The sequence below is a fragment of the Vibrio scophthalmi genome (genome assembly GCF_040869025.1).
Taxonomy (GTDB): Bacteria; Pseudomonadota; Gammaproteobacteria; order Enterobacterales; family Vibrionaceae; genus Vibrio; species Vibrio scophthalmi.
On sequence record NZ_CP134271.1, the window covers coordinates 2,274,745 to 2,297,128 of the forward strand.

The window sequence follows — 22,384 nt, forward strand, 5'->3', positions numbered from 1 at the left end:
GCGGTCCTTTACTCAGCTTAAGTTCATCGCTTAAAGCGAGGTTCGATTCGATGATTGTTTATTGATTTTCGGTATCTTATTTTACCTTTAAGATATTGAAAAAATCATTATATACCTGTGATCATTGAAGATGCTTGATTTTCTTTAGAATCAGGATCATGCTACGAACCATGAAAATTACACTGACTCCTCAACAGAAACTGCAACTCGAACAAATGCACGATATTGAACGTGATAGTCGAGTTTGCGACCGTATTAAGGCTGTTTTGCTGGCTTCTGAAGGCTGGAATCAGACTATGATTTCACAAGCTCTTCGGATTCATGAATCCACCGTTGCACGTCACCTTAGCGACTACGTTCTTTCTGAAAAACTTAAGCCTGAAAATGGCGGAAGTCAAAGCAAGCTTTCTGCAACTCAAACCATGCACCTAATCGAGCATTTGACTGAGAAAACCTATCCTCATACTCATCAAATTGTCGCCTACGTTAAAGAGACTTTTGGACTTGATTACACTGTCTCTGGTATGAACAAATGGCTTCACCATAACGGTTTTAGCTACAAGCAACCGAAAGGCGTTCCACATAAGTTTGATGAAGCAAAACAACAAGCTTTCATTGATGCTTACGAAGCGCTAAAGGCAAGTTGTGGCGAGGATGAATCGATAGTCTTTATCGATGCTGTTCACCCAACCCTATCAACAAAAATATCTCATGGCTGGATACGAACTGGTCAAGATAAAGTGATTGAAACAACGGGAAATCGCTGTCGATTGAACATTCTTGGCGCACTGAACCTGTCAGATATCGGAGCTACTATTGTTGATGATTATGAGAGCATTAACAGTGAAACGATAGTTCGTTTTTTCTGTAAGTTAAGAGAGAGTTATCCGTTAGCTCATAAGCTTCATATCATCTTAGATGGTGCGGGATATCACCGTAGTGACTTGGTCAGAGATGCGGCATTTGTCCTTAATATTGAGCTGCATTATCTTCCACCTTACAGCCCAAACCTCAACCCAATAGAGCGGCTTTGGAAAGTAATGAATGAGAAGTCGAGGAACAACGTTTACTTCAAAAGTAAACGGGACTTCAAGGCGGCAATAGACCAATTTTTTACTGTGACACTTCCAGAGATCGCAGGCTCTTTGGCATCTCGAATTAATGATAATTTTCAGGTTCTCAAGCCTGCATCTTCAAGTTGATTCGGTATAGTGCGAGCGTTACCGATAATAATCATACCTTTAGGTAACTTAATTTCGGAAGTGGCATAACAAGTCGGTGTCTGCTGGTTTAAGGCGCCGTGACTTGCTCAAGTGAATAATGGATTAAAGGAATTCTCATGATGAAAAAATTAGCAGTGGTAATATCAGCATCCCTTTTGATGGCCTCGAATAGTGCTTTTTCTGACCCTTATGTCGGTCTAAAAGCGGGTAAAACATGGCTAGATAATGAATGTTTTTCAGGTCAATCATGTGACTCTGACGATATAAGTTATGGTGTTTTTGGTGGTTTTCAGGTTTGGGACTTTATTTCACTGGAAGCTGGCTATGATTACTTAGGTAAGTTTACTGCCGCGGGATTAAATGATGGCAGTATTGATGCATTTACATTAGCACCTAAGTTTACAGCACCTCTAACGGATGGTATTGATTTCTACAGCAAAGCTGGTGGTGCATATGTTGATATAGGCGGCAAAAGCGATATGTCTTACTTGCTAGGCTTAGGTTTGGAGTTTGATGCATTTGAAAATGGTGCAATTCGCTTAGACTATCAAGCTCTCACGGACATGAATAACGATTATCGCCGAATGCTTGCCAATACAGTAACTTTAGGCGTAGCTTACAGCTTTGGTGGTAGTGAAGAGCCAGCCCCTGTTGTGGTTGAAGAAGAAATGGTTGTCGAAGAGGAAGTTGTAGAGGTAGTTGTGATGACTAAAACCTTTGAAACAACACTACTTGACACAGAAACGTTTGCACTGAATAGCTCGGAATTGAAACCAGAAAGTGCAGGTAAACTTGATGAATTAGTTAAGATGCTAGCGGCCTACCCACAAGCTAAAGTAGATGTGGTTGGTTACACTGATTCATCTGGCGCAGCAGAATATAACCAATCGCTGTCAGAGAAGCGCGCACACGCGGTGGCTGATGTATTGGTCGAACGTGGTGTAGCACCAAGCCGTATTTCGGTTAGTGGTGAGGGTGAAAATAACCCGATTGCTGACAACAGCACTCGTGAAGGTCGTGCACAAAACCGCCGTGTTGAAATTACTGTTCCTGAATTTGAGTATCAAGTTCAGCAGTAATTCGCCAACGCTTGACGTTTAGATCGTGAATTGAAAGCCTCGAGTAATCGAGGCTTTTTAGTGACAGAAGGAAAGAGAAAGCAACCTCATTTGAGGTCTATACTGCTGAGTCGGCCCATAAACTCCAATATTTCTAAATTCATCTTATTGGCTTCCAATAGTGCTTTCTTGGTCTTGGTGTAAGCACCGAGTCGACCATGTTTGTTGATCGAGCATACAACGCTTTTGTAGATTAACTTGCCATTGTCATCATAATTCCGCCATGCGGCAATGTAGCACTCATCTTTCGCATCAGGACTCTCTTTGGTCGGTCGAGGTTTAAAGATGATTTTCGGTTCCAATGAATGTGGTAAGCGTGTCATTAGGTAAGGGTCTTTTAGTAAGCGACGCCAAAATTTTCCCCACATTTCACTACCGAGTTCATTTCGTAGCTTGATCGCCTTCTGCAGGCCTTTCTTTTCGCCAATTTTTAGAAAACCGACCGAGCGATGAAGTACGGTGTCTTCGGGCGTGTGAATATGAATTTTGTAGGCAGTCTTAGCTTTAGAAATAAACCGATGTCCGGTATTAGTTGTTAAATTGCTCTTTGGCATAATTTTAAATGATATATTTGTTATTAATGAAAGGGTAAGCAATTGTTAATAGATTTTAAAGTGCGAATACTCAATAAAGATAGCTCATCTAAAAATTATTGCTCAAGAACCTGTCTTGCTCACATAAAAATAGGGTTAAATAAGTAACAAATCGCACATGGTAGAAGGTTGAATGAACTGAAGTATTTATGCGGTGTATCGGATATTAATACCTGACAGTTTAGTCGTCGCTTGAGAGGGCTTTAGACCAATCGATAAAGAAAAACCCACGCGTAGAGGCATGGGGTTTTTAAGATGGCGCTCCCGACAGGATTCGAACCTGTGACCTATCCCTTAGGAGGGGATTGCGCTATCCAGCTGTGCCACGGGAGCTAATGAGCATCGATGATAATCAATTAGACGAATAGATCCATCAGAAATTGTCGTTAAGGGATGAGCTTGTGCATAACATCGCCAATTTGAATACTACTTGCTAACTCAGGTTGATCGACACTGAGTTCCGCTTCATGTTCGTAGACACGGCCCACGGTGAGTGTGATGTCAGTTGCGGTGACCTTATTACGTGGTAAACCTCGTTGATCGATAAAAGAACCGGTATGCCATAGTTGCAGTTTATCGCCTTCTCTTACCCCATGAATTCGACCAAGATCCATCGTCAGTGTATTGCCCCATTTAGCAACAATTTCAGGCAAAGTGATCTTACACGAAACCTCTGATTCCAGATCCAGCATCACATTGCGGCTGACTCGTAACATCATCTCGCCATAAGTAGAGGCCCAAAAGCGGGCGCTGCGGGTATCAACTTGGCTGGTTTTCGGGAATGGCCACAATGCCACCTCTCGGTAATTTCGGGTGTAGACTTCGCTGCCGGTCTTTCCGTCAAAAATAGTCAGTTCCATGGCGAATTGACGATTGATGGTATCGTCTCTTAACAATTTTTGGTCAATGGTTGCCGTGAGATCGGTTATTGCACCGCCAATAATGTATTGCGCCCCTGTATCTTCTGCGATCATTTTTAGGCGTTCAGGATTGCGTTTGTTGATCTCAAAATCGGTGGTGCCTACTGAAACAAAGCTGCTCGATTCTTCATCTAGTTGGCGGTTGATCACTTGAGCAAAATCATCGCCGAGGCTATAAACCTGCCCCATAACTGCTTGTTGTGGAGAGGCTAAATCGATATTACCGACCAAAAATGTCTTCTTGTATTGGTCTACGTGGCAACCTGTTGCCGATGGGTATATATCGATGCGAGCTTTGACCAGCATGACATTTTTACGTACTTTCTGCTCTTCAACTAAGATATAACGCACTTCGTGGTTAGTGAACTGGTATTCTTTTCGGTCACTTTCTAACAACGGTGTTAGGTTTGAAATGCTGCCGATGTCCGCGCCGGAAAAACTGACTGCTTTGTAGAGTGCGTCTTCTAAAGCGTGTAAACGCGCAGCTTCCTCTGATGAAACAACGGTTGCCATCCCCGTCACTTCATACCATGCGGCATGTGCGAGCGTTGAACTTAAGCTCAGTGAAAACGTAGCCAATAGGCCGAAAACAAATTTTTTCATATTTTATTTACCAATTAGGTACAGTTTTTGCTTGGTTAATCGTAACAGATTTTGGCATTGCATTTCTTTATGTATACAAGCAGAGAAAAGCAAAGAGTGTTCCACTTTTTTATAGAGAGAGAAAAGTGATGAATAAATGCCTAAATGTATCGGAGATCAGAGAATGAAAAAATGGTTAGCTTTAGTGCCCGTAGTCTTTCTGACTGCTTGCGCTTACTCCCCTATTTATAATGGTAAAGAACCTTATCAGGGCAGTCAGTTTATGTTGATGGACAGCCCTCGCCACACCCTCGATTTTTTTGTTGAGAGTTTAACTGAAGAGTTAGTGCAATCGAACACGAGTGTTTCTGCTCGCACACCTATCGCGATAACTTCGTTTGTTGATCTGCAAAATATGGATGCGACTAACTGGTTAGGCAATAGTGTTTCAGAAGGGTTTATTTATCAATTTCAGCGCCGTGGCTTCAAAGTTGTTGATTATAAGACCACGGGTAGCATACAAGTGACATCGCAAGGTGACTTTGCCTTTAGCCGTGACTGGAAAGACTTGGCAAAAGAGCAAGACATTGAATATGTGTTAACGGGGACCATGCTGCGTCAAGAAGGCGGTGTATTAGTCAATGCTCGCGTCGTTGGCATGCAGTCTCGTGTGGTTGTCGCCTCAGCACAAGGCTTCCTACCTGCCGATCGAATTGGTCGAGATTTGGATACTTTAAACACCATTCGTACTCAAGATGGTGTATTGATCCGTTCTGACCCAACCATTCGTCAACCTTACACCGTTATCTTGCGTCCATAGGAGCACCCATGAAGAAGTTACTATTACTGTTGGTTGCGTTTAGCATGATGGGTTGCCAGCCTTTGAGCCAGATGCGCCCAGATGATTGGCTAACCGCTGTCGGTTATGCCAGTATTGGTGAACAAAAAGGTCGTGATGCGGAAGAAAAGCAAGTTCGCGCTATGCGTGCTTCAAAGATCGATGCGTATCGTGAATTAGCAGAACAAGTTTATGGCATGCGAGTCAGTGGTCGTGCTGATCTTAAAGATCAACGTCTTGGCACTGAAATTACCTCGGGTGCGGTCGATGGGGTTATTCGTGGTGCAGAAGTCGTGCGTAGCTATAAGGTAGGAGATACTTACGTGACCGAGTTGCGTCTAGACATTCGTAAAATGAATAAGCTGCGCGATTATGGCGAAGTTCAGCAAGTGCCGGAAAAACGCCAACAAACTCTCTTTTAGTTCTCTATTCTCTGATCTGATGGCAATAAAAAAAGCGGCAATTAAATTGCCGCTTTTTATTGCCGTTAATCCACTCACGATGGAGTTAAGCTTTTAGATTGGTGCCTAACGTGGAAATATTACGAGTGTGCCCTTCGGCGGTATAGGTCATGCCCATCTTGCCTTGGCTTTGTTTCATTAAGTTATTGAGCTTATGGAAACTCAATTGAGCACGTTGCAAGGCTTCTCCGTTTATAGCATTTACTTGCTGACATTCTGCGATCAGCTGACGAATTTGATCGACGAGCTGACTCAACTCAGGTTCGGTCTTCAGGCTTTCTACGTCTGGATGGCGACCGATCCGTTCATCCGTTTGCTGTAACTGGATGATCAGTGTGTTTTTTTGTCTAGCGAGTGCTTCAATATCTTTGGAGATGCGTTGAGCAATCGCGCCTTGCTCTTTCTTCAATAGTTCCGAAAGTTCATCGGCGTTTTTCAGCTGAAATTCAACTAAGCTCTGCAACGCAGCCATAAGTATTCTCTAATTACATCCCAAGTTCTTTTTCGAACTTGATCATATTGTCCGCTAACTTTTCCGGATCAACAGAGTAAGAGCCGTTAGCAATGGCTTCTTTGATTGCCGCCACTTTCGCTTGATCGAAGCTAGGTTGGCTGACCATCTGATTATGCATTTCACCCACAGCTTTGCCGGCAGAACTCAACGACACGGCATCCTGCGGTGTAGAAGACGTTTTTGCTGCTGACGTCGAGGTTGATGAAGAAGTCGTATCGCTACTACGGGGGGCACTGCGTGTTGATGTCGTCAGTGTTTGCCCAGAGCGTATATTGTCTATACCTACCATTTAGAAAGCCTTTTTACGTGTAGAAAATCCTGTACTGAACATATCGGCAGAAATGTGCAGACCTTTAGGAATATTTCATGATCCTTTTTTGAACTAGGCTGACCATGATGAATTGTCCCTAAAATATCACGGTAACTTCAGAAATATCGCTTACTCTTGCATCAATTATACGATTGGATTTACTATTTTTCACTCTTATCTGCTCACCGTGCGATCCATCTGATAAAGCGACCCCTTTTGTTGTAATGGTCATACCAGATTTTACGGCTTTTATAGTGACAATATCATTGCGACAAACAACACAAATATCATTTTGTTCAATAATTTCACCCGAGCGTAAGTTTTTCTTCACTTTTGCTCCAATTACAGCATTTATTGTGGAAAAACCTTGCCGCCTTAACCGCTGCAAGTCTACCATGTTGATGGTAACATCATGGGCCGAGATAATTTCGCCTTTATTGAGTGATGTCGTAAGTGTCGCTTGCGGACCTGTGCGTATCATTCGAACAGAGACATAGGTTTTCCAATTATCCTCCAGACACTCAACGAGTACGGTAATGTTACTGGCATTTGAGTTCGTTGAACGTGAGGATGCAATGAGTTCCGTAGGGCAATCGCTGGCAAAGATTCGGCTATCAATATTCGCCGCTTTGGCTTCTAAAGTGCCACCTGCGGGTTGTTCTATATTCTCAATAATGTATTGTTCAGCAGTCGTTTGAATGTGCGTTATTTGCTCAGGCGTTGCAGAGTGCGACGAAAAGCTAAAGAATAGCGACAGCACGCCGATAAACGTAATAATTCGATTTAAAAAAACATGAATTGAGGGTGTGGAAATAGTTGAAAGGGATGATGTTAAATATATCATTCGTTTTCTCTGGTTTTCATAGCCTGTTCTAGATTACCACTTTTTATACATGAAAGTTTGAGAGATGGAGATGAGCTTATGACGGGTATTCTTGATTCTGTGAATCAGCGTACACAACTCGTCGGTCAAAACCGATTAGAACTACTTACGTTTCGCCTAATGGGTCGTCAGCGTTATGGCATCAACGTATTCAAGGTTAAAGAAGTTCTCCAATGTCCTAAGCTTACCATCATGCCTAATCTTCACCCGCTCGTTAAAGGTGTGGCGCATATTCGTGGTCATACCGTGTCTGTGATTGATTTAAGTTTAGCCATTGGTGGTCGCCCAACGACGGACGTGGATAAAGCATTTGTCGTGATTGCCGAGTTTAACCGCACCATTCAAGCATTCTTGGTGACCTCGGTTGAGCGCATTATCAATATGCACTGGGAAGCGATTTTGCCGCCGCCACAAGGTTCAGGTAAAGCGCATTATCTAACTGCGGTGACGAACATCGATAATGAACTGGTTGAAATCCTCGATGTTGAAAAAATTCTGGCAGAGATCGCGCCTGTGGATGAAACCATGGATGCCAATATCGGCCAAGAAATCGCCCAAGCGCAGGCGGAAAGACAAGTTGTACGCCGTATCTTGATTGCAGATGACTCAACCGTTGCTCGTAAACAGGTTGAGCGTGCCATTACTTCAATTGGTTTTGAAGTTGTGTCAGTCAAAGATGGCAAAGAAGCGTACGAAAAATTATTAGAAATGGCGTCACAAGGTAGCATCTATGATCAAATATCGTTGGTGATTTCTGATATTGAAATGCCTGAGATGGATGGTTATACATTGACCGCAGAAATTCGACGTCATGCAGAATTAAAAGATTTATATGTCATACTGCACTCTTCATTGAGTGGGGTATTTAACCAAGCGATGGTTGAGCGAGTTGGTGCAAATGCCTTTATCGCCAAATTTAACCCAGATGAGCTTGGTAATGCAGTGAAGACTGCACTTACAAATTAAAGAGAAGTGAATGACAGCGATAACAATAAGCGATCAAGAGTATCGTGACTTCAGCCGTTTTTTAGAATCCCAATGCGGTATTGTGCTTGGAGAAAGTAAGCAATACCTCGTTCGAAGCCGTTTGAGTCCGCTAGTAGCTAAGTTTAAGTTGGCGTCGCTTTCTGATTTATTACGCGATGTAATTACTGGGCGTAATCGTGAGCTGCGCATTGCCGCTGTGGATGCGATGACGACCAACGAAACGTTATGGTTCCGTGATAGCTACCCATTCACCGTACTCGCCGATAAAATTTTACCGGAAGTAGCGGCGAATAAGCGCCCGATCAAAATCTGGTCGGCGGCAAGTTCATCAGGCCAAGAGCCGTACTCAATGGCAATGACCATTTTGGAAACGCAAGTGCGTAAGCCGGGTATGCTGCCAAATGTATCGATTACCGCCACTGACATCTCATCCAATATGTTGGATATGTGTCGTGCTGGCGTGTATGACAACTTGGCATTAGGTCGAGGTTTATCGCCAGAGCGTCGCCGCACCTTCTTTGAAGATGTGGGTGATGGTCGTATGAAAATCAAAGATAACGCCAAACGTCTGGTTAACTTCCGCCCACAAAATCTGATGGATAGCTACGCATTGCTCGGTAAATTCGACATTATTTTTTGCCGTAACGTGCTGATCTACTTCTCACCAGACATGAAGTCAAAAGTGCTTAATCAAATGGCCAATAGCCTTAACCCCGGTGGTTACTTGCTACTTGGGGCGTCAGAGTCGTTAACTGGCCTGACTGACCGTTTTGAAATGGTGCGTTGCAACCCTGGTATTATTTACAAACTTAAGTAAGCGTACTCAAGTTACGTCTGTATTAAAGAGCCCAGCATTTGCTGGGTTTTTTTATGGCGATAAAGTACCGCTATACTCAAGATGACATTCCAAGTCGGTAACCAATCAATTAATGACGACCAAAAAGTTGGCGTAGTTATTGCTGATTAAAAATGGAGATAAAGTGTTGGCGTGACAACTTTGAAAGTTGGTACGTATATTGCTTTATCTACTAGTAATAACGGTCAGTTCTGAATATAGAGGCAAACATGGCTATTTCTTTTGACAAGGCTTTAGGCGTTCATCAACACACAGTCGGTGTACGCGAGCGCAATGCGGAAGTGATTTCCAGCAACATTGCACAATCTAATACGCCAGGTTACAAAGCAAAAGGCATGGACTTTAATAAGGCGTTGCAGGCGGCAACATCAGAGGCAAGCATTGGTCTTAGCCGCACTGATGGTCGGCATATTCCTGCCTCTACCAGAGTGACAGGGGAAGTGCAGTATCGGCTGCCAACACAACCTGACACCGGTGATGGCAATACGGTGGATGTGGATTTAGAGCGTAACTTGTTTATGCAAAATCAAATCAGACACCAAGCATCACTCGACTTCTTAGGAAGCAAATTCAAGAACTTAACCAAAGCAATCAAAGGGGAATAATTAGATGAGCTTATTTAACGTATTCAATGTGACTGGTTCTGCCATGAGTGCTGAATCCGTTCGTCTAAATACTACCTCAAGCAACTTGGCGAACGCAGACAGTATCTCAAGCTCGGCAAAAGATACCTATAAAGCGCGTCATGCGGTATTTGGTGCGGAGTTAAGTAAAGCACAATATGGTCGTGACCATAACGTGCCAGTGAAAGTGTTAGGTATTGTTGAAAGCGATAAACCGCTGAATGCGGAGTACAACCCAGATCATCCTCTTGCCAATGACGAAGGTTATATCTACAAACCTAATGTCAACGTCATGGAGGAAATGGCCAACATGATTTCTGCTTCTCGTTCATATCAAACCAATGTTCAAGTTGCAGATGCTAGTAAACAAATGCTGCTGCGTACGCTGCAGATGGGTCAATAGGGATAAGGAGGTAACGTATGGCCGGTATTAATAACGTTGGTCAAAGCGGCTTGTCCTATGTAGACCAGCTTAAAGCGCTTCAAGAGCAAAAAAAGCCTGAAGGAACAACGGGTAAGCAAGATCTTAAACAAGAAGATTTCTTATCGTTGCTCACCAAGCAACTTGCTCAACAGGATCCTTTTAAGCCGGTTGGTAACGACCAGATGATTGCGCAAATGGCTTCATTTGCCACCGTTGATGGCATTGGCAAGATGAACAATCAGTTCGATACATTGAACGCGTCAATGACATCAAACCAAGCTTTGCAGGCGTCGACTCTGGTTGGCCGAGATGTATTGGTTCCAGGTGCTGCAGGCTTAAAGCAAGACGGTAAATCTATGGCGGCAATGGTGAAACTGCCACAAAGCGTAGACAACATGTTTGTCCGCGTTGAGAACGAGATGGGCCAATTGGTGCGCACGTTCGAAGTGGGGGCGAAACCGGCCGGCGATAACCGCGTTGTGTGGGACGGAAAAGATGAAAACGGTAATCCATTGCCGGCTGGCAAGTACAATGTGAAAGCATCGGGCTTGTTAGAAGGAGAGAGCAAAGAGTTTGAAGTATCGACATACGCAAACGTCAACAGCGTTCTTCTGGGTAAAGGTGATGGCAACGTACTGCTTAATCTGGCTGGCTTTGAGTCACCAGTTCGACTTGCTGAAGTACTTGAAGTAGGCAAAGCGTAACAACGCGAGCTAGATAGGAGAATTTGGAATGTCATATGTATCATTAAGCGGGTTATCAGCCGCTCAGCTCGATCTGAACACCACCAGTAATAACATTGCCAACGCCAACACGTTCGGTTTTAAAGAATCACGTGCTGAATTCGGTGATGTTTATTCAAACTCATTATTTACTAACTCTAAGACCTCTGCAGGCCAAGGTGTACAAGCAAATAAGGTTGCACAGCAATTCCACGAAGGTTCAAGTGTTTACACCAACAACCCATTGGATTTACGCGTGTCTGGTACGGGTTTCTTTTCGGTGGCTAAAGAGCGTTTGATCCCTCAGCAAAATGAGCTGACTCGTAACGGTGCTTTCCACTTGAACAAAGATAACTACATGGTCACTTCAAATGAAGAGTACCTCTTGGGTTATCAAGTAAATCAAGATACTGGAGATGTGCTCTCTTACGAGCCAACACCAATTAACATTCCAGCGGAGTTTGGTAAGCCAAAGCAAACGGCCAACATTGCGGTAGGTGTGAACTTACCTGCTAATGGTGACCTAAAAGATCCTGCTTTGTTTGATTACTCCGATCCAGAAACGTATAACCGTTCAACGTCTTCGACCATTTATGACTCGATGGGCCAATCTTACAAGATGACAACGTACTACTTGAAAGATCAAACTCAGCCAAATACATGGCAGACATACTACACCGTGACGGATAAAGCGGGCGAAAAACCAATCAACATTACTGGCGGTGATGCAACTACACCAACAGGTCATGTTGGTCACACAATGAAGTTCAATAACGATGGTACTTTAGCGAGCCTGAACAACGGCCAAAATATTGTTAGTGAACCGATTGGTGCTGGTGCGAATCCAATTGATATGAACGGTGCGGATGTTACTCAAACTCTATCGTTTGGCTTAGATTCAGCCACTCAATTTGCTGCTCCATTTGAATTGACTAAATTTGATGAAGATGGCGCGACAACAGGCTTCCTAACTAAGATTGACTTTGATGAAAATGGCAGTGTGTTAGGCACTTACTCAAATGGTGAAAACATCACTTTGGGTCGTGTGGCACTGGTTCGCGTTGCGAATGAGCAAGGTCTTGATAAGAAAGGCGGCACGCAGTGGGATTCAACGCAATACTCAGGTGATAAAATCTGGGGTGAATCGAACAAAGGTTCATTTGGTACCATCAACAACGGTGCGCTTGAACAAGCGAATATCGATATGACGCAAGAATTGGTCGATTTGATTTCCGCGCAGCGTAACTTCCAAGCGAACTCGCGTTCTCTAGAGGTACATAATCAGCTGCAACAAAACATCCTGCAAATTCGTTAATTCTCTTAAGCAGAATCAAGCGTACTCTATCTGGATGGCAACTTGGCGGCAACGCCTGGTTGCCATTGTTGCCACCTCAATCTTCTTTTCCTTTCTTGCTTACGTCAAAAATTTTACCAACCACACTCATCTAATTGATTAATAACATAAATATTTTATGGCATAACAATTGCTTATTTAGCTCTGAATAGTGATTTTTGGAGCAAGTTATGGATCGTTCTCTGTTTCTCGCCATGAGCGGTGCCAAGCAAAATATGCAGGCATTGCAGCTCAGAGCGAACAACTTAGCCAACGTAGGCACCACCGGTTTTCGTGCGGACTTAGCACAAGCGCGTTCAATGCAAGCGTATGGTGATGGGTTACCGACGCGTGTATTTAGCATGACAGAACGTCCGGGCCATAACTTTCAACAAGGCAGTGTTATTACTACTGGGCGTGATCTCGATGTTACCGTGCAAGGTGATGGCTGGATTTCAGTGATGGATAAAACCGGTAAAGAAGGTTTAACTCGTAACGGTAATCTGCAAATCGACACCAATGGCCTACTGATCAGCGGCAACGGTAACTTGGTTCTGGGTGAAGGCGGAGCGCCGATCACATTGCCAGTCCCTGTGAGCAAGGTTGAAATTGGTAACGATGGTACGATCTCAGTATTACCTCAAGGCGCGCCAGCGGATGCGATGGAGGTTGTCGACCGCGTTAAATTGGTTCGCATTGATAATCAATCACTATTCAAAGATGTAAACGGTTTATTCCGTTCTAAAAATCCTAATGCCGCATACGAAACAGATGCGGGGGTAAAACTGTTAAAAGGTGCCATCGAAGGAAGTAACGTCAACGCGGTGGGTGAAATGACGGCATTAATTGACCTACAACGTCAATTTGAAATGCAGGTCAAAATGATGAGCACAGCGGAAGAGATGGATAAAGCCTCTGACACGCTACTTCGTTCGAGCTAATAATTTTTAGGAGATTACTATGCATCCGGCACTATGGGTAAGTAAGACTGGCTTAGACGCTCAGCAAACCAATATTTCTACGATTTCAAACAACTTGGCGAACGCCTCGACCATCGGTTACAAAAAAAGCCGTGCTGTATTTGAGGATCTGTTTTATCAAAATATCAACCAAGCGGGCGGGCAGTCTTCACAGAACACTGAACTGCCGAGTGGTTTAATGCTTGGGGCAGGTTCAAAGGTTGTGGCAACCCAAAAGGTCCACACCAACGGTAACGCGCAAACCACCACTAACAGCTTAGACATGATGATTGAAGGCGATGGCTTTTTCCAAGTCCTAATGCCTGATGGCAATATTGGTTATAGCCGCAATGGTCAATTCACTGTGAACGATGAAGGTGTGGTCGTGACCTCGGGTGCCGGTTACGCACTGGAACCTGAAATTGCCATTCCAGAAGATGCGATTGGTATTACAGTGGGTACCGATGGTGAAGTTTCCGTTCGTCTGCGTGGGCAACAAGATAACCAAGTGATTGGCCAGATCACCACCGTCGATTTTATAAACCCAGGTGGCCTAGAGCCGGTGGGACAAAACCTTTACTTACCAACCGGTGCCAGCGGTGACCCACAAGAAGGGGTTCCAGGCTTTGATGGCTTTGGTAAGGTGCGTCAATCGATGCTGGAAACGTCAAACGTGAATGTGACGGAAGAATTGGTCAACATGATTGAAGCACAGCGTGTCTACGAGATGAACTCAAAAGTGATCTCAGCAGTCGATAAGATGATGAGCTTCGTGAATCAGCAGCTATAACGCGCTACTGATAGACAGTAAGTAGAATATTCCAAAGCATTAAGAGGTCACGAGTATGAATCGCATCTTAACCCTGATTGCTATCGCGTTGATGTCGGGCTGTACTATGTTGCAACCACCGGTGGAAACACCTGATGTTGTGCAAGGAACCACCACGGTTGACGCTGTTGAGGGTGATAAATCGGGTGACGACAGTTCAGGTATCATCGATACGCTGCGTGGCCGCAATGATCCGGTTGCCGGTGATCCCGCTTGGGCGCCAATTCACCCAAAACATGAACCAGAGCACTATGCAGCAGAAACTGGCTCACTATTTAATACCGGCAGTAAAGCGGGCAGTGTTAGCCTCTACAACGACTCTAAACCTCGTGGGATTGGTGACATTATTACGGTGACGATGGATGAAAGTACCAAGGCGGCAAAAAGTGCCGATGCGGATCTGTCAAAAAACAATGCGGCAAATATGGACCCATTGGAAGTGGGCGGTAAGCAACTTAACGTTGGTGATTATAACTTTTCGTATAATCTGAAAAACGACAATAAATTTACCGGCAGTGCTGCTGCCAACCAAAGCAACAGCATTTCAGGTTCGATCACCGTTGAAGTCGTTGAAGTGCTAGCGAACGGTAACCTTGTGATTCGTGGTGAAAAATGGCTAACGCTTAACACTGGAGATGAATATATCCGCCTTAGTGGCACGATTCGTCCTGATGATATTAGCTACGACAACACGATTGCTTCAACCCGCGTTTCTAACGCCCGCATCCGCTATTCTGGTACAGGTACTCAACAAGATATGCAAGAACCTGGATTCTTGGCACGATTCTTCAATGTATCCCTGTAATTCGATTTGAAGGCGGTGTTTTGACATCGTCTTAAGTTACAGGTATCGCAATGAACAAAGTTATCCTCCTTATCACCTCAATGTTACTGATGGCTACATCAGCTCAAGCTGCACGTATTAAAGACGTCGCGCAGGTTGCAGGTGTGCGTAGTAACCAATTGGTGGGTTATGGTTTGGTGACCGGTCTACCGGGAACGGGGGAATCAACGCCGTTTACCGATCAAAGTTTCAATGCGATGCTGCAAAATTTCGGCATTCAATTGCCGCCTGGCACAAAACCAAAAACGAAGAATGTCGCGGCTGTATTAGTTACCGCTGAATTGCCTGCTTTTTCAAAGCAAGGACAAAGTATTGATGTGACGGTCTCTTCAATTGGTTCTGCGAAAAGTCTGCGTGGCGGCACGCTGATGCAAACCATGCTAAAAGGTTTGGATGGTCAAGTGTACGCAGTTGCCCAAGGTAACTTGGTGGTGAGTGGCTTTAGCGCTTCTGGCGCTGATGGTTCAAAAATTGTTGGTAACAATCCAACCGCCGGTATGATCTCCAACGGTGCAATGGTTGAACGTGAAATTCCAAGTCCATTTAGCCGCGGCGATTACATCACTTTTAACCTCCTCGAATCCGATTTTACCACTGCGCAGCGCTTGGCAGATGCAGTGAATAACTTCCTCGGCCCACAAATGGCGCAAGCCGTTGATGCAACCTCAGTAAAAGTGCGTGCACCGCGTGATACGAGTCAACGAGTGGCGTTTCTTTCCGCTGTTGAAAACCTAGAATTCGATCCAGCAGAAGGTTCCGCTAAAATCATCGTAAACTCACGTACCGGTACCATCGTGGTTGGCAAGCATGTGCGTTTGAAAGCGGCGGCGGTTACTCATGGTGGCATGACAGTGGCTATTAAAGAAAACCTCAATGCTAGCCAGCCGAATCCATTTGGAGGTGGTGACACCGTTGTTGTACCAGATTCTGATATCGAAGTGAGCGAAGAGCAGGGCAAAATGTTTAAGTTTGAGCCGGGCTTAACGTTAGATGATTTGGTGAGAGCAGTGAATGAAGTTGGTGCTGCGCCTTCAGATTTAATGGCTATCTTGCAAGCGCTGAAACAAGCGGGAGCAATTGAAGGCCAATTGATCATCATTTAAGGGATTAACTATGATTAATAACGGTAATGATATTGGCTTTATTCATGATATCGCTGGGCTAGATAAACTACGTCAACAAGCGGTAAAGGGCGATGAAGCGAGTGAGAAAGAAGCGCTGACAGCCGCAGCAAAACAGTTTGAGTCGATCTTTACGAGCATGCTATTTAAATCGATGCGTGATGCGAATGCGACTTTTGAATCGGGTTTGTTAGACAGCCAAAACCAGCAGTTTTACCGTCAAATGCAAGATGAGCAGATGGCGAGCGAATTAAGCTCATCAGGCTCGCTAGGCCTGGCGGATATGATTGTCGCGCAATTGAGTACTGGTTCGATCGAAAACAACAGTGCCTCTAATCATGATGACTTTGCCGATATTATGGAAAAAGTAGATCGTGCGCGCCAGTCGCAATCATTACGTGATGGGGAGCCACAACCTGCCGAACCGGCAAGCAAAGTGGTCGGCAAAGCGGCAAACTTTGACTCGCCAGAATCATTCGTGGCTTCGATGAAGCCTTACGCTGAAAAAGCCGCACGTGCGTTGGGAGTGGATTCGTCGCTACTGTTAGCACAAGCGGCATTAGAAACGGGATGGGGGCAAAAAATGGTTGCCAACACTCGTGGTAGCAGCAATAACCTGTTTAACATTAAAGCGGATAGAAGTTGGGATGGCGCGAAAGTGGCGACTCAAACGCTCGAATACCATCAGGGTGTGCCTGTTCAAGAGAAAGCGGCATTCCGCTCTTACTCTGATTATGAGCAAAGCTTTAATGACTATGTACGTTTCCTTAATGAAAACCCGCGTTATACCACCGCACTTCGTCATGGCGGCAACTCAGAGCAGTTTATTCGTGGCATCCATCAAGCGGGTTACGCAACGGATCCTCAATACGCAGAGAAGGTATTAAGGGTTAAAGATAAAATCGATCAAATGTAAAACAGTCACCTTCGGGTGACTTTTTTAGAATAGAGAATAGAGGGCGCTTACCCATTGTTGCGGCATTCTATGATCTTTTATTCTTTTCTCGTTTCTCGTTTCTCGTTTCTCGTTTCTCGTTTCTCGTTTCTCGTTTCTCGATTCTTTCTTCTCACCTCTCTCATTGGCACATTAATTGCTTTTATCTTATCAGTTACTCAGCTAACGCTGATTTTATAAGGTTTTCGGGGGCAATATGGCGTCGGATCTACTGGGTTTAGGTACACAAAGCGTACTCACCGCTCAGAGACAACTCAACACCACAGGGCATAACATTTCCAATGTCAACACAGAGGGCTATAGCCGTCAGTCTGTGCTGCAAGGAACCAATGATCCACGTCAGTTTGGGGGCCAAACTTACGGTATGGGTGTGCATGTGGAAAATGTTCGCCGCTCATTTGATCAGTTTGCCGTTAATGAGTTGAATATCTCGACCACCAACTACGCCTCCCGCTATGACAACGAAGAAGATCTGCAAATTCTGTCAGGTTTACTCTCATCAGTCGCTTCGCAAAAAATACCAGAGAATATGAACGGCTGGTTTGATGCGGTTAAATCTCTCGCTGACAGCCCAAACGATGTCGGTTCACGTAAAGTTGTGCTAGAGAAAGCTTGGTTTATTGCGCAGAACCTGAATGATTTAGATCGCGACATTCACCGCCAGCAAGATACTGCGAATAAAAAATTGGAACTCGGGGTTGAGCGTGTTAATCAACTTGGTTTGGAAATTCGTGATATCAACCGATTGATGATGCGCAACCCAGGGCCGCACAACGATCTAATGGATCGACATGAAAAACTGATTGGTGAGTTGTCTGAATATACCAAAGTCACCGTGACCCCGCGTGCGAATCGTGAAGGTTTTAACGTTCATATTGGTAATGGACACATGCTCGTTTCTGGTACAGAAGCAAGTACACTAGCGCTTGTCGATGGCTTTCCTGATGCCCAGCAACAACGTTTGGCGATGATTGAAGGCAAAGGCATCAAACCAATCTCCAGTAAAGACATTGATGGCAAAATCGGTGCAATGTTGGATATGCGTGACAATAAAGTCCCGTTTCTACTGGATGAAATTGGTAAGCTTGCAGTTGGTTTTTCTAATGCAGTCAATCATTTACAAACACAAGGTTTGGATTTGAAAGGTCAAATTGGCGCTGAGATGTTCACTGATGTGAACTCCGCTATCGCGGTGAAGTCTCGTGTTGTCACTTCGTCAAATTCTAAAGCCGATCTTGAAGTACACATTGAAAATATTACGCCATTAAAAACCGGTGAGTATTCATTGCAATATGATGGCAGTGACCATTTTATTACTCGCCCTGATGGACAGCGTGAACAAGTCAAAATGGATGGTAATTCGATCCATGTTGATGGGTTGCGTATTCAAATCAACCAAGAACTTGCCAGTGGCGAGCGGGTGTTGATTCGCCCAACGCGTTCGGGGGCAGGAGAGATTAAACTCGCGCTTGAAGATGTCTCAAAGATCGCAGCGCAAAGCTACGAGGCATCGACTACCTTTGCTCAAGGCCGCGCAAAGTTTGAGATCGAAAGAACGGGTGATTTAAAAGAATTTGAAGTGATCGTCTCGCCAGACGGCAAGCAATTTGCCGTTACTGACAAAGAGGGCACTGTGCTCTTGCAACCTCAAGAATACCCGCCGAAAGGTGCCGTTGAGGTGCTTGGCACCAAATTTACCTTAACCGATGGTGCGTTGCCGAATGATAAATTTACGGCAAACCTTGTCCCTTCAGAAGGCGGCAACGGCAATTTACGTAAAATGTTGCACTTGCAGACTGATAAACATTTGAATAATGGTGAATCAACCGTGATCGATATTTATCACGATCTGAACACCAATATGGGCTTAAAACTATCAACAGCTTCAAAACTGACCGACATCTCACGCGTTGAGAAAGAGTCCGCACAAGCACGTGTTGCCACGGTTTCTGGGGTTAACCTTGATGAAGAAGCTGCCAATATGATGAAGTTTCAGCAAGCTTATATGGCCTCTTCACGAGTGATGCAAGCGGCGAATGAAACGTTTGATACCATTTTGGCACTTAGGTAGGAGTGATAAATGTTAACTAGAATTTCCAGCTTTCATAACTACCAATCCGTGCAAAATGACATGCGCCGCCAAGAAGGGTTAGTGCACCATAATCAAGCGCAATTAGCTTCGGGCAAAAAACTAATTCAGCCAAGTGATGATCCACTGGCGACGCACTATATCCAAAATATTGGCCAACAATCGGAAGAATTAAAGCAATACGTTAACTCAATTGTTTTAACCCGCAGCCGTCTTGAACACCAAGAAGTGATTGTGTCGAATGCTGAACAATATATTGATGAAGGCAAGCGCACAGTGATGGAAATGATCAATGGTGCGTTGGCACCAGAAGATCGCATCGCTAAGCAACGCGAAATTGAAGAGCTGTTTGATAACCTTCTCACTTTGGGTAATACCCAAGATGAGTCGGGTAACTACGTTTTCTCGGGTACCAAGCCTAAAGTACAAGCTTTTTTCCGCGATAATGCCGGGAATGTGACGTATGCCGGTGATGACTACCAGCGCAAGATGCGTATTTCGAACAGCCAAGAAATGCCAGTCAATGATCCAGGTAACAAGCTGTTTATGCAGATCGATAATCCTTTCGGTGATTACGATCCTAACTATCAATTGACGGAAGGTTCGGAGTTGCTGCTTGAGCGAGCGATAAATCGTAATGATGCAGATACTGCGACTTACAAAGTGACCTTCGTTGATATGCCAAATGGCAAGTTCGGTTACCAGTTAGAGCAAAATGGTAGCGTGGTGAAAGCCGATGAGTTTGACCCAACGCAGGCAATTCAATACCAAGATTTATCGATTCAAGTAAAAGGCCAAATCACCAAAGGTGACAAGATTGAGCTTGAACCGAAAAAGACGTTTTCAATGTTTGAAACGTTTAAAAACGCTCGCGACTTTTCTGAGGGCGAGGTGTCGGATGCTTCAAACACCGCAGAGTTACACCAAGTGACTCAGGAATTTCATGCGGCGTTTATTCATTTGAATAAAGCTCGTTCGGATTTAGGGGCGCGATTAAGCACCCTCGACATTCAAGAAGAGCAACATGAAGACTTTCGCATGACGTTAGCAAAATCTAAGAGCAACTTTGAAGACTTAGATTATGCAGCAGCTGTCATCGAATTTAATGAAAATACCCGAGCGCTTCAGGCGTCTCAACAAGCGTTTGGTAAAGCAAAAGATTTAACTTTGTTTAACTATATCTAAGCCTTATGTGCGATGCCATAAGAGCAAAATATAGTTCCACCGAGTGTTACACGAGCGAAAAAACGCCGTGGCAAATAGGTGGCAAATAGGCGGCAAAGTAATCACCGTGGATGAAAAAAACGGCAATTAGAAATGGTTAGAAAATAAAATGGCATCATAAGATATTGTATTTAAATGATAATTTTTATTTTTCTTGTAGTTTCAAAAGTTGGCATATTAATTGAATTAACTATTTCAAAGTTTCACTAAACGGTTTTTAGGTAAGGCTCCCCCTTACTGAACAAATAATTTACGGTCAGTACTTCCAAATGAGATTAAGCTGGCCGCTTCGCAAGACATTGCGAACTCACTAGGAGTGCAAATTATGACCATTAACGTAAATACTAACGTCTCGGCGATGACCGCTCAGCGTTATCTTACAAAATCGACTGATGATCTGAATACCTCGATGGAACGCCTATCATCAGGTAAAAAAATCAACAGTGCTAAGGATGATGCAGCTGGTCTACAGATTTCAAACAGATTGACTGCGCAATCTCGCGGCCTCGACGTAGCGATGCGTAATGCGAATGATGGTATCTCGATTGCGCAAACCGCAGAAGGTGCGATGGATGAATCCACCAGTATCTTGCAACGTATTCGTGACTTATCACTGCAGTCTGCAAACGGCACTAACTCATCTGCTGAACGCGAAGCGATCAATGAAGAAGTGGTTGCTCTGCAAGATGAATTGAACCGTATCGCAGAGACAACGTCGTTTGGTGGTCGTAAATTGTTGAATGGCCAGTTTGGTGAAGCGGCATTCCAAATTGGCGCAAGCTCTGGTGAAGCAATGATCATGGGCTTGACCAGTATTCGCGCTGATGAAGCTCGTATGGGTGGTCAAACGTTTGCAGGTACTATTGGCAAAGATAGCGAGTGGGGTATCCCGGCAGATAAAGCCGACCTAACGATTAAATTCACCACCAAAGAGGGTGAATTGGTCGACTTGGCCATCAATACTCGCGCTGGTGATGATATCGAAGAGCTTGCTACTTACCTTAATGGTCAATCACAAAAGCTAAATGCTTCTGTTGATGAAAATGGTCAGCTACAGATTTTCGTTCCAAATCGTCATCTAGAAGGCAATGTTGAGTTTGGTGGCGGACTCGCTGGTGAACTAGGTCTAGCGGGTGGTCCAGGTACGGCAGCAACCGTTCAGAGCATTGATGTGACAACCGTTGGTGGCGCGCAAAATGCCGTTGGTATCGTCGATTCAGCACTGCAATACGTTGATTCACAACGTGCTGATCTCGGTGCAAAACAAAACCGCTTAAGCCACAGTATTAATAACTTGGCTAACATCCAAGAAAACGTTGCTGCGTCAAATAGCCGTATTCGTGATACTGATTTTGCGAAAGAAACGACAGCAATGACTAAAGCACAAATTCTGCAACAAGCAGGGACTTCAATCCTTGCTCAAGCAAAACAATTGCCTAACTCTGCAATCACGCTATTGCAGTAATAGTAAGTCTCCCTATTGGCATTACCTAGACGTAGGACAGTAGGGGATTTACGGCAAGCATGAAGCAGATTCACGATGGGGTTCTCTCTCACAACTACCCCTGAGTGATGATATTCATGCACGGCGGCCATAAATGATCATTTCTCTCGATCTCCATATTGGCTACCACACTAGCCCCGGTTCTCTCAAAGGATGGGGCTTTTCTTTTTTCTTATCCTCTTCTCTGATATTTATCGACTGTCAGTGCAGGCTCATGCCTTAGCATCATCGTCCTTTTTCTGTTTTAAACATCGCCTCCGTGATTTTGATTTGATGAATAATGACCCTGTTTTTTTAGAGCTAGCTCAATTATTTATCAATAAATGTCTATTTTTAAAACAAATTCGCCTATTGCTCTAAAGTTAACCAATTCCCCGTCGCTAATAAGGTTACTTTGAGAGAACTACTTGGTTTGCCGAGACGTCGGAAACCGCACGGAATATCCGCTCGGCGGAAATCAATAGGAGAGACA

Annotated in this window: 23 protein-coding genes and 1 tRNA gene; 18 read left to right on the forward strand and 6 right to left on the reverse strand. The window is 44.3% G+C overall.

Features of this window, described 5'->3' with window-relative positions; genetic code table 11:
• Nucleotides 1-170 precede the first annotated feature (170 nt).
• On the forward strand, nt 171-1,202 hold the full coding sequence (locus RJD38_RS10425; protein ID WP_175422461.1) for an IS630 family transposase: 1,032 nt from the start codon (nt 171-173) through the stop codon (nt 1,200-1,202).
• Nucleotides 1,203-1,342: 140 nt separating this feature from the next.
• Nucleotides 1,343-2,302 (forward strand): OmpA family protein, encoded by a 960-nt coding sequence (locus tag RJD38_RS10430; protein WP_065545986.1) that lies wholly within the window; start codon nt 1,343-1,345, stop codon nt 2,300-2,302.
• An 86-nt stretch (nt 2,303-2,388) separates the two neighbouring features.
• Here RJD38_RS10430 and RJD38_RS10435 read toward each other — a convergent pair whose 3' ends face one another.
• The 3 genes from RJD38_RS10435 to RJD38_RS10445 form a co-directional block, all read right to left on the reverse strand.
• Complete coding sequence (locus tag RJD38_RS10435) at nt 2,389-2,895, reverse strand: hypothetical protein (protein ID WP_005593538.1); 507 nt, start codon at nt 2,893-2,895, stop codon at nt 2,389-2,391.
• A gap of 295 nt (nt 2,896-3,190) precedes the next feature.
• Nucleotides 3,191-3,267, reverse strand: a tRNA-Arg gene (locus tag RJD38_RS10440).
• A 53-nt stretch (nt 3,268-3,320) separates the two neighbouring features.
• Nucleotides 3,321-4,457, reverse strand: a complete 1,137-nt coding sequence (locus RJD38_RS10445; RefSeq protein ID WP_065545599.1) for a flagellar assembly protein FlgT — start codon at nt 4,455-4,457, stop codon at nt 3,321-3,323.
• 163 nt (nt 4,458-4,620) lie between these two features.
• Between RJD38_RS10445 and RJD38_RS10450 the strand changes: the two genes are divergently transcribed.
• Together RJD38_RS10450 and flgP are read left to right on the forward strand one after the other, a co-directional pair.
• Nucleotides 4,621-5,256 carry a FlgO family outer membrane protein gene (locus RJD38_RS10450; protein WP_065545598.1) on the forward strand — a complete coding sequence of 212 codons (636 nt, stop codon included), beginning with the start codon at nt 4,621-4,623 and terminating at the stop codon, nt 5,254-5,256.
• Between the two features lie 8 nt (nt 5,257-5,264).
• A complete protein-coding gene (gene flgP / locus RJD38_RS10455) occupies nt 5,265-5,696 on the forward strand; it encodes a flagellar assembly lipoprotein FlgP (RefSeq protein WP_065429956.1) in 432 nt (143 codons plus the stop codon).
• Between the two features lie 85 nt (nt 5,697-5,781).
• On the opposite strand, the gene RJD38_RS10460 is transcribed toward flgP, so the two are convergent.
• The 3 genes from RJD38_RS10460 to flgA form a co-directional block, all read right to left on the reverse strand.
• Nucleotides 5,782-6,207 carry a flagella synthesis protein FlgN gene (locus RJD38_RS10460; RefSeq protein WP_005592598.1) on the reverse strand — a complete coding sequence of 142 codons (426 nt, stop codon included), beginning with the start codon at nt 6,205-6,207 and terminating at the stop codon, nt 5,782-5,784.
• 13 nt (nt 6,208-6,220) lie between these two features.
• A complete protein-coding gene (gene flgM, locus RJD38_RS10465; RefSeq protein WP_367971261.1) occupies nt 6,221-6,538 on the reverse strand; it encodes a flagellar biosynthesis anti-sigma factor FlgM in 318 nt (105 codons plus the stop codon).
• A gap of 118 nt (nt 6,539-6,656) precedes the next feature.
• Nucleotides 6,657-7,403, reverse strand: coding sequence for a flagellar basal body P-ring formation chaperone FlgA (gene flgA, locus RJD38_RS10470; RefSeq protein ID WP_065545597.1), 747 nt, complete (start codon nt 7,401-7,403; stop codon nt 6,657-6,659).
• Between the two features lie 78 nt (nt 7,404-7,481).
• Here flgA and RJD38_RS10475 point away from each other — a divergent pair, with 78 nt between their 5' ends.
• From RJD38_RS10475 to RJD38_RS10540, 14 genes are all read left to right on the forward strand, one after another.
• On the forward strand, nt 7,482-8,408 hold the full coding sequence (locus RJD38_RS10475; protein WP_005592595.1) for a chemotaxis protein CheV: 927 nt from the start codon (nt 7,482-7,484) through the stop codon (nt 8,406-8,408).
• Nucleotides 8,409-8,418: 10 nt separating this feature from the next.
• Entirely contained in the window at nt 8,419-9,246 is an 828-nt protein-coding gene (locus tag RJD38_RS10480) for a protein-glutamate O-methyltransferase (RefSeq protein WP_005592594.1), read from the forward strand.
• Between the two features lie 248 nt (nt 9,247-9,494).
• The gene (gene flgB, locus RJD38_RS10485; RefSeq protein ID WP_005592593.1) at nt 9,495-9,890 is read left to right on the forward strand and encodes a flagellar basal body rod protein FlgB; all 396 of its coding nucleotides are present in this window, start codon (nt 9,495-9,497) and stop codon (nt 9,888-9,890) included.
• A 4-nt stretch (nt 9,891-9,894) separates the two neighbouring features.
• Complete coding sequence (gene flgC, locus RJD38_RS10490) at nt 9,895-10,311, forward strand: flagellar basal body rod protein FlgC (RefSeq protein WP_005592590.1); 417 nt, start codon at nt 9,895-9,897, stop codon at nt 10,309-10,311.
• A gap of 17 nt (nt 10,312-10,328) precedes the next feature.
• On the forward strand, nt 10,329-11,036 hold the full coding sequence (flgD, locus tag RJD38_RS10495) for a flagellar hook assembly protein FlgD (RefSeq protein WP_005592588.1): 708 nt from the start codon (nt 10,329-10,331) through the stop codon (nt 11,034-11,036).
• A gap of 28 nt (nt 11,037-11,064) precedes the next feature.
• Nucleotides 11,065-12,369 carry a flagellar hook protein FlgE gene (gene flgE, locus RJD38_RS10500; protein ID WP_065545596.1) on the forward strand — a complete coding sequence of 435 codons (1,305 nt, stop codon included), beginning with the start codon at nt 11,065-11,067 and terminating at the stop codon, nt 12,367-12,369.
• Between the two features lie 209 nt (nt 12,370-12,578).
• The gene (gene flgF, locus RJD38_RS10505) at nt 12,579-13,328 is read left to right on the forward strand and encodes a flagellar basal-body rod protein FlgF (RefSeq protein WP_065545595.1); all 750 of its coding nucleotides are present in this window, start codon (nt 12,579-12,581) and stop codon (nt 13,326-13,328) included.
• A 19-nt stretch (nt 13,329-13,347) separates the two neighbouring features.
• Nucleotides 13,348-14,136 carry a flagellar basal-body rod protein FlgG gene (gene flgG, locus RJD38_RS10510; RefSeq protein WP_005592583.1) on the forward strand — a complete coding sequence of 263 codons (789 nt, stop codon included), beginning with the start codon at nt 13,348-13,350 and terminating at the stop codon, nt 14,134-14,136.
• Between the two features lie 55 nt (nt 14,137-14,191).
• Nucleotides 14,192-14,980 (forward strand): flagellar basal body L-ring protein FlgH, encoded by a 789-nt coding sequence (gene flgH / locus RJD38_RS10515; RefSeq protein ID WP_065545594.1) that lies wholly within the window; start codon nt 14,192-14,194, stop codon nt 14,978-14,980.
• 50 nt (nt 14,981-15,030) lie between these two features.
• Nucleotides 15,031-16,122 (forward strand): flagellar basal body P-ring protein FlgI, encoded by a 1,092-nt coding sequence (locus RJD38_RS10520; protein ID WP_005592579.1) that lies wholly within the window; start codon nt 15,031-15,033, stop codon nt 16,120-16,122.
• Nucleotides 16,123-16,132: 10 nt separating this feature from the next.
• Nucleotides 16,133-17,056 (forward strand): flagellar assembly peptidoglycan hydrolase FlgJ, encoded by a 924-nt coding sequence (gene flgJ, locus RJD38_RS10525; RefSeq protein ID WP_065545593.1) that lies wholly within the window; start codon nt 16,133-16,135, stop codon nt 17,054-17,056.
• Nucleotides 17,057-17,291: 235 nt separating this feature from the next.
• Nucleotides 17,292-19,166, forward strand: coding sequence for a flagellar hook-associated protein FlgK (gene flgK / locus RJD38_RS10530; protein WP_065545592.1), 1,875 nt, complete (start codon nt 17,292-17,294; stop codon nt 19,164-19,166).
• Nucleotides 19,167-19,175: 9 nt separating this feature from the next.
• Nucleotides 19,176-20,369, forward strand: a complete 1,194-nt coding sequence (gene flgL / locus RJD38_RS10535; protein ID WP_065545591.1) for a flagellar hook-associated protein FlgL — start codon at nt 19,176-19,178, stop codon at nt 20,367-20,369.
• 364 nt (nt 20,370-20,733) lie between these two features.
• Entirely contained in the window at nt 20,734-21,873 is a 1,140-nt protein-coding gene (locus tag RJD38_RS10540; RefSeq protein WP_005592570.1) for a flagellin, read from the forward strand.
• The last annotated feature ends 511 nt before the right edge of the window (nt 21,874-22,384 follow it).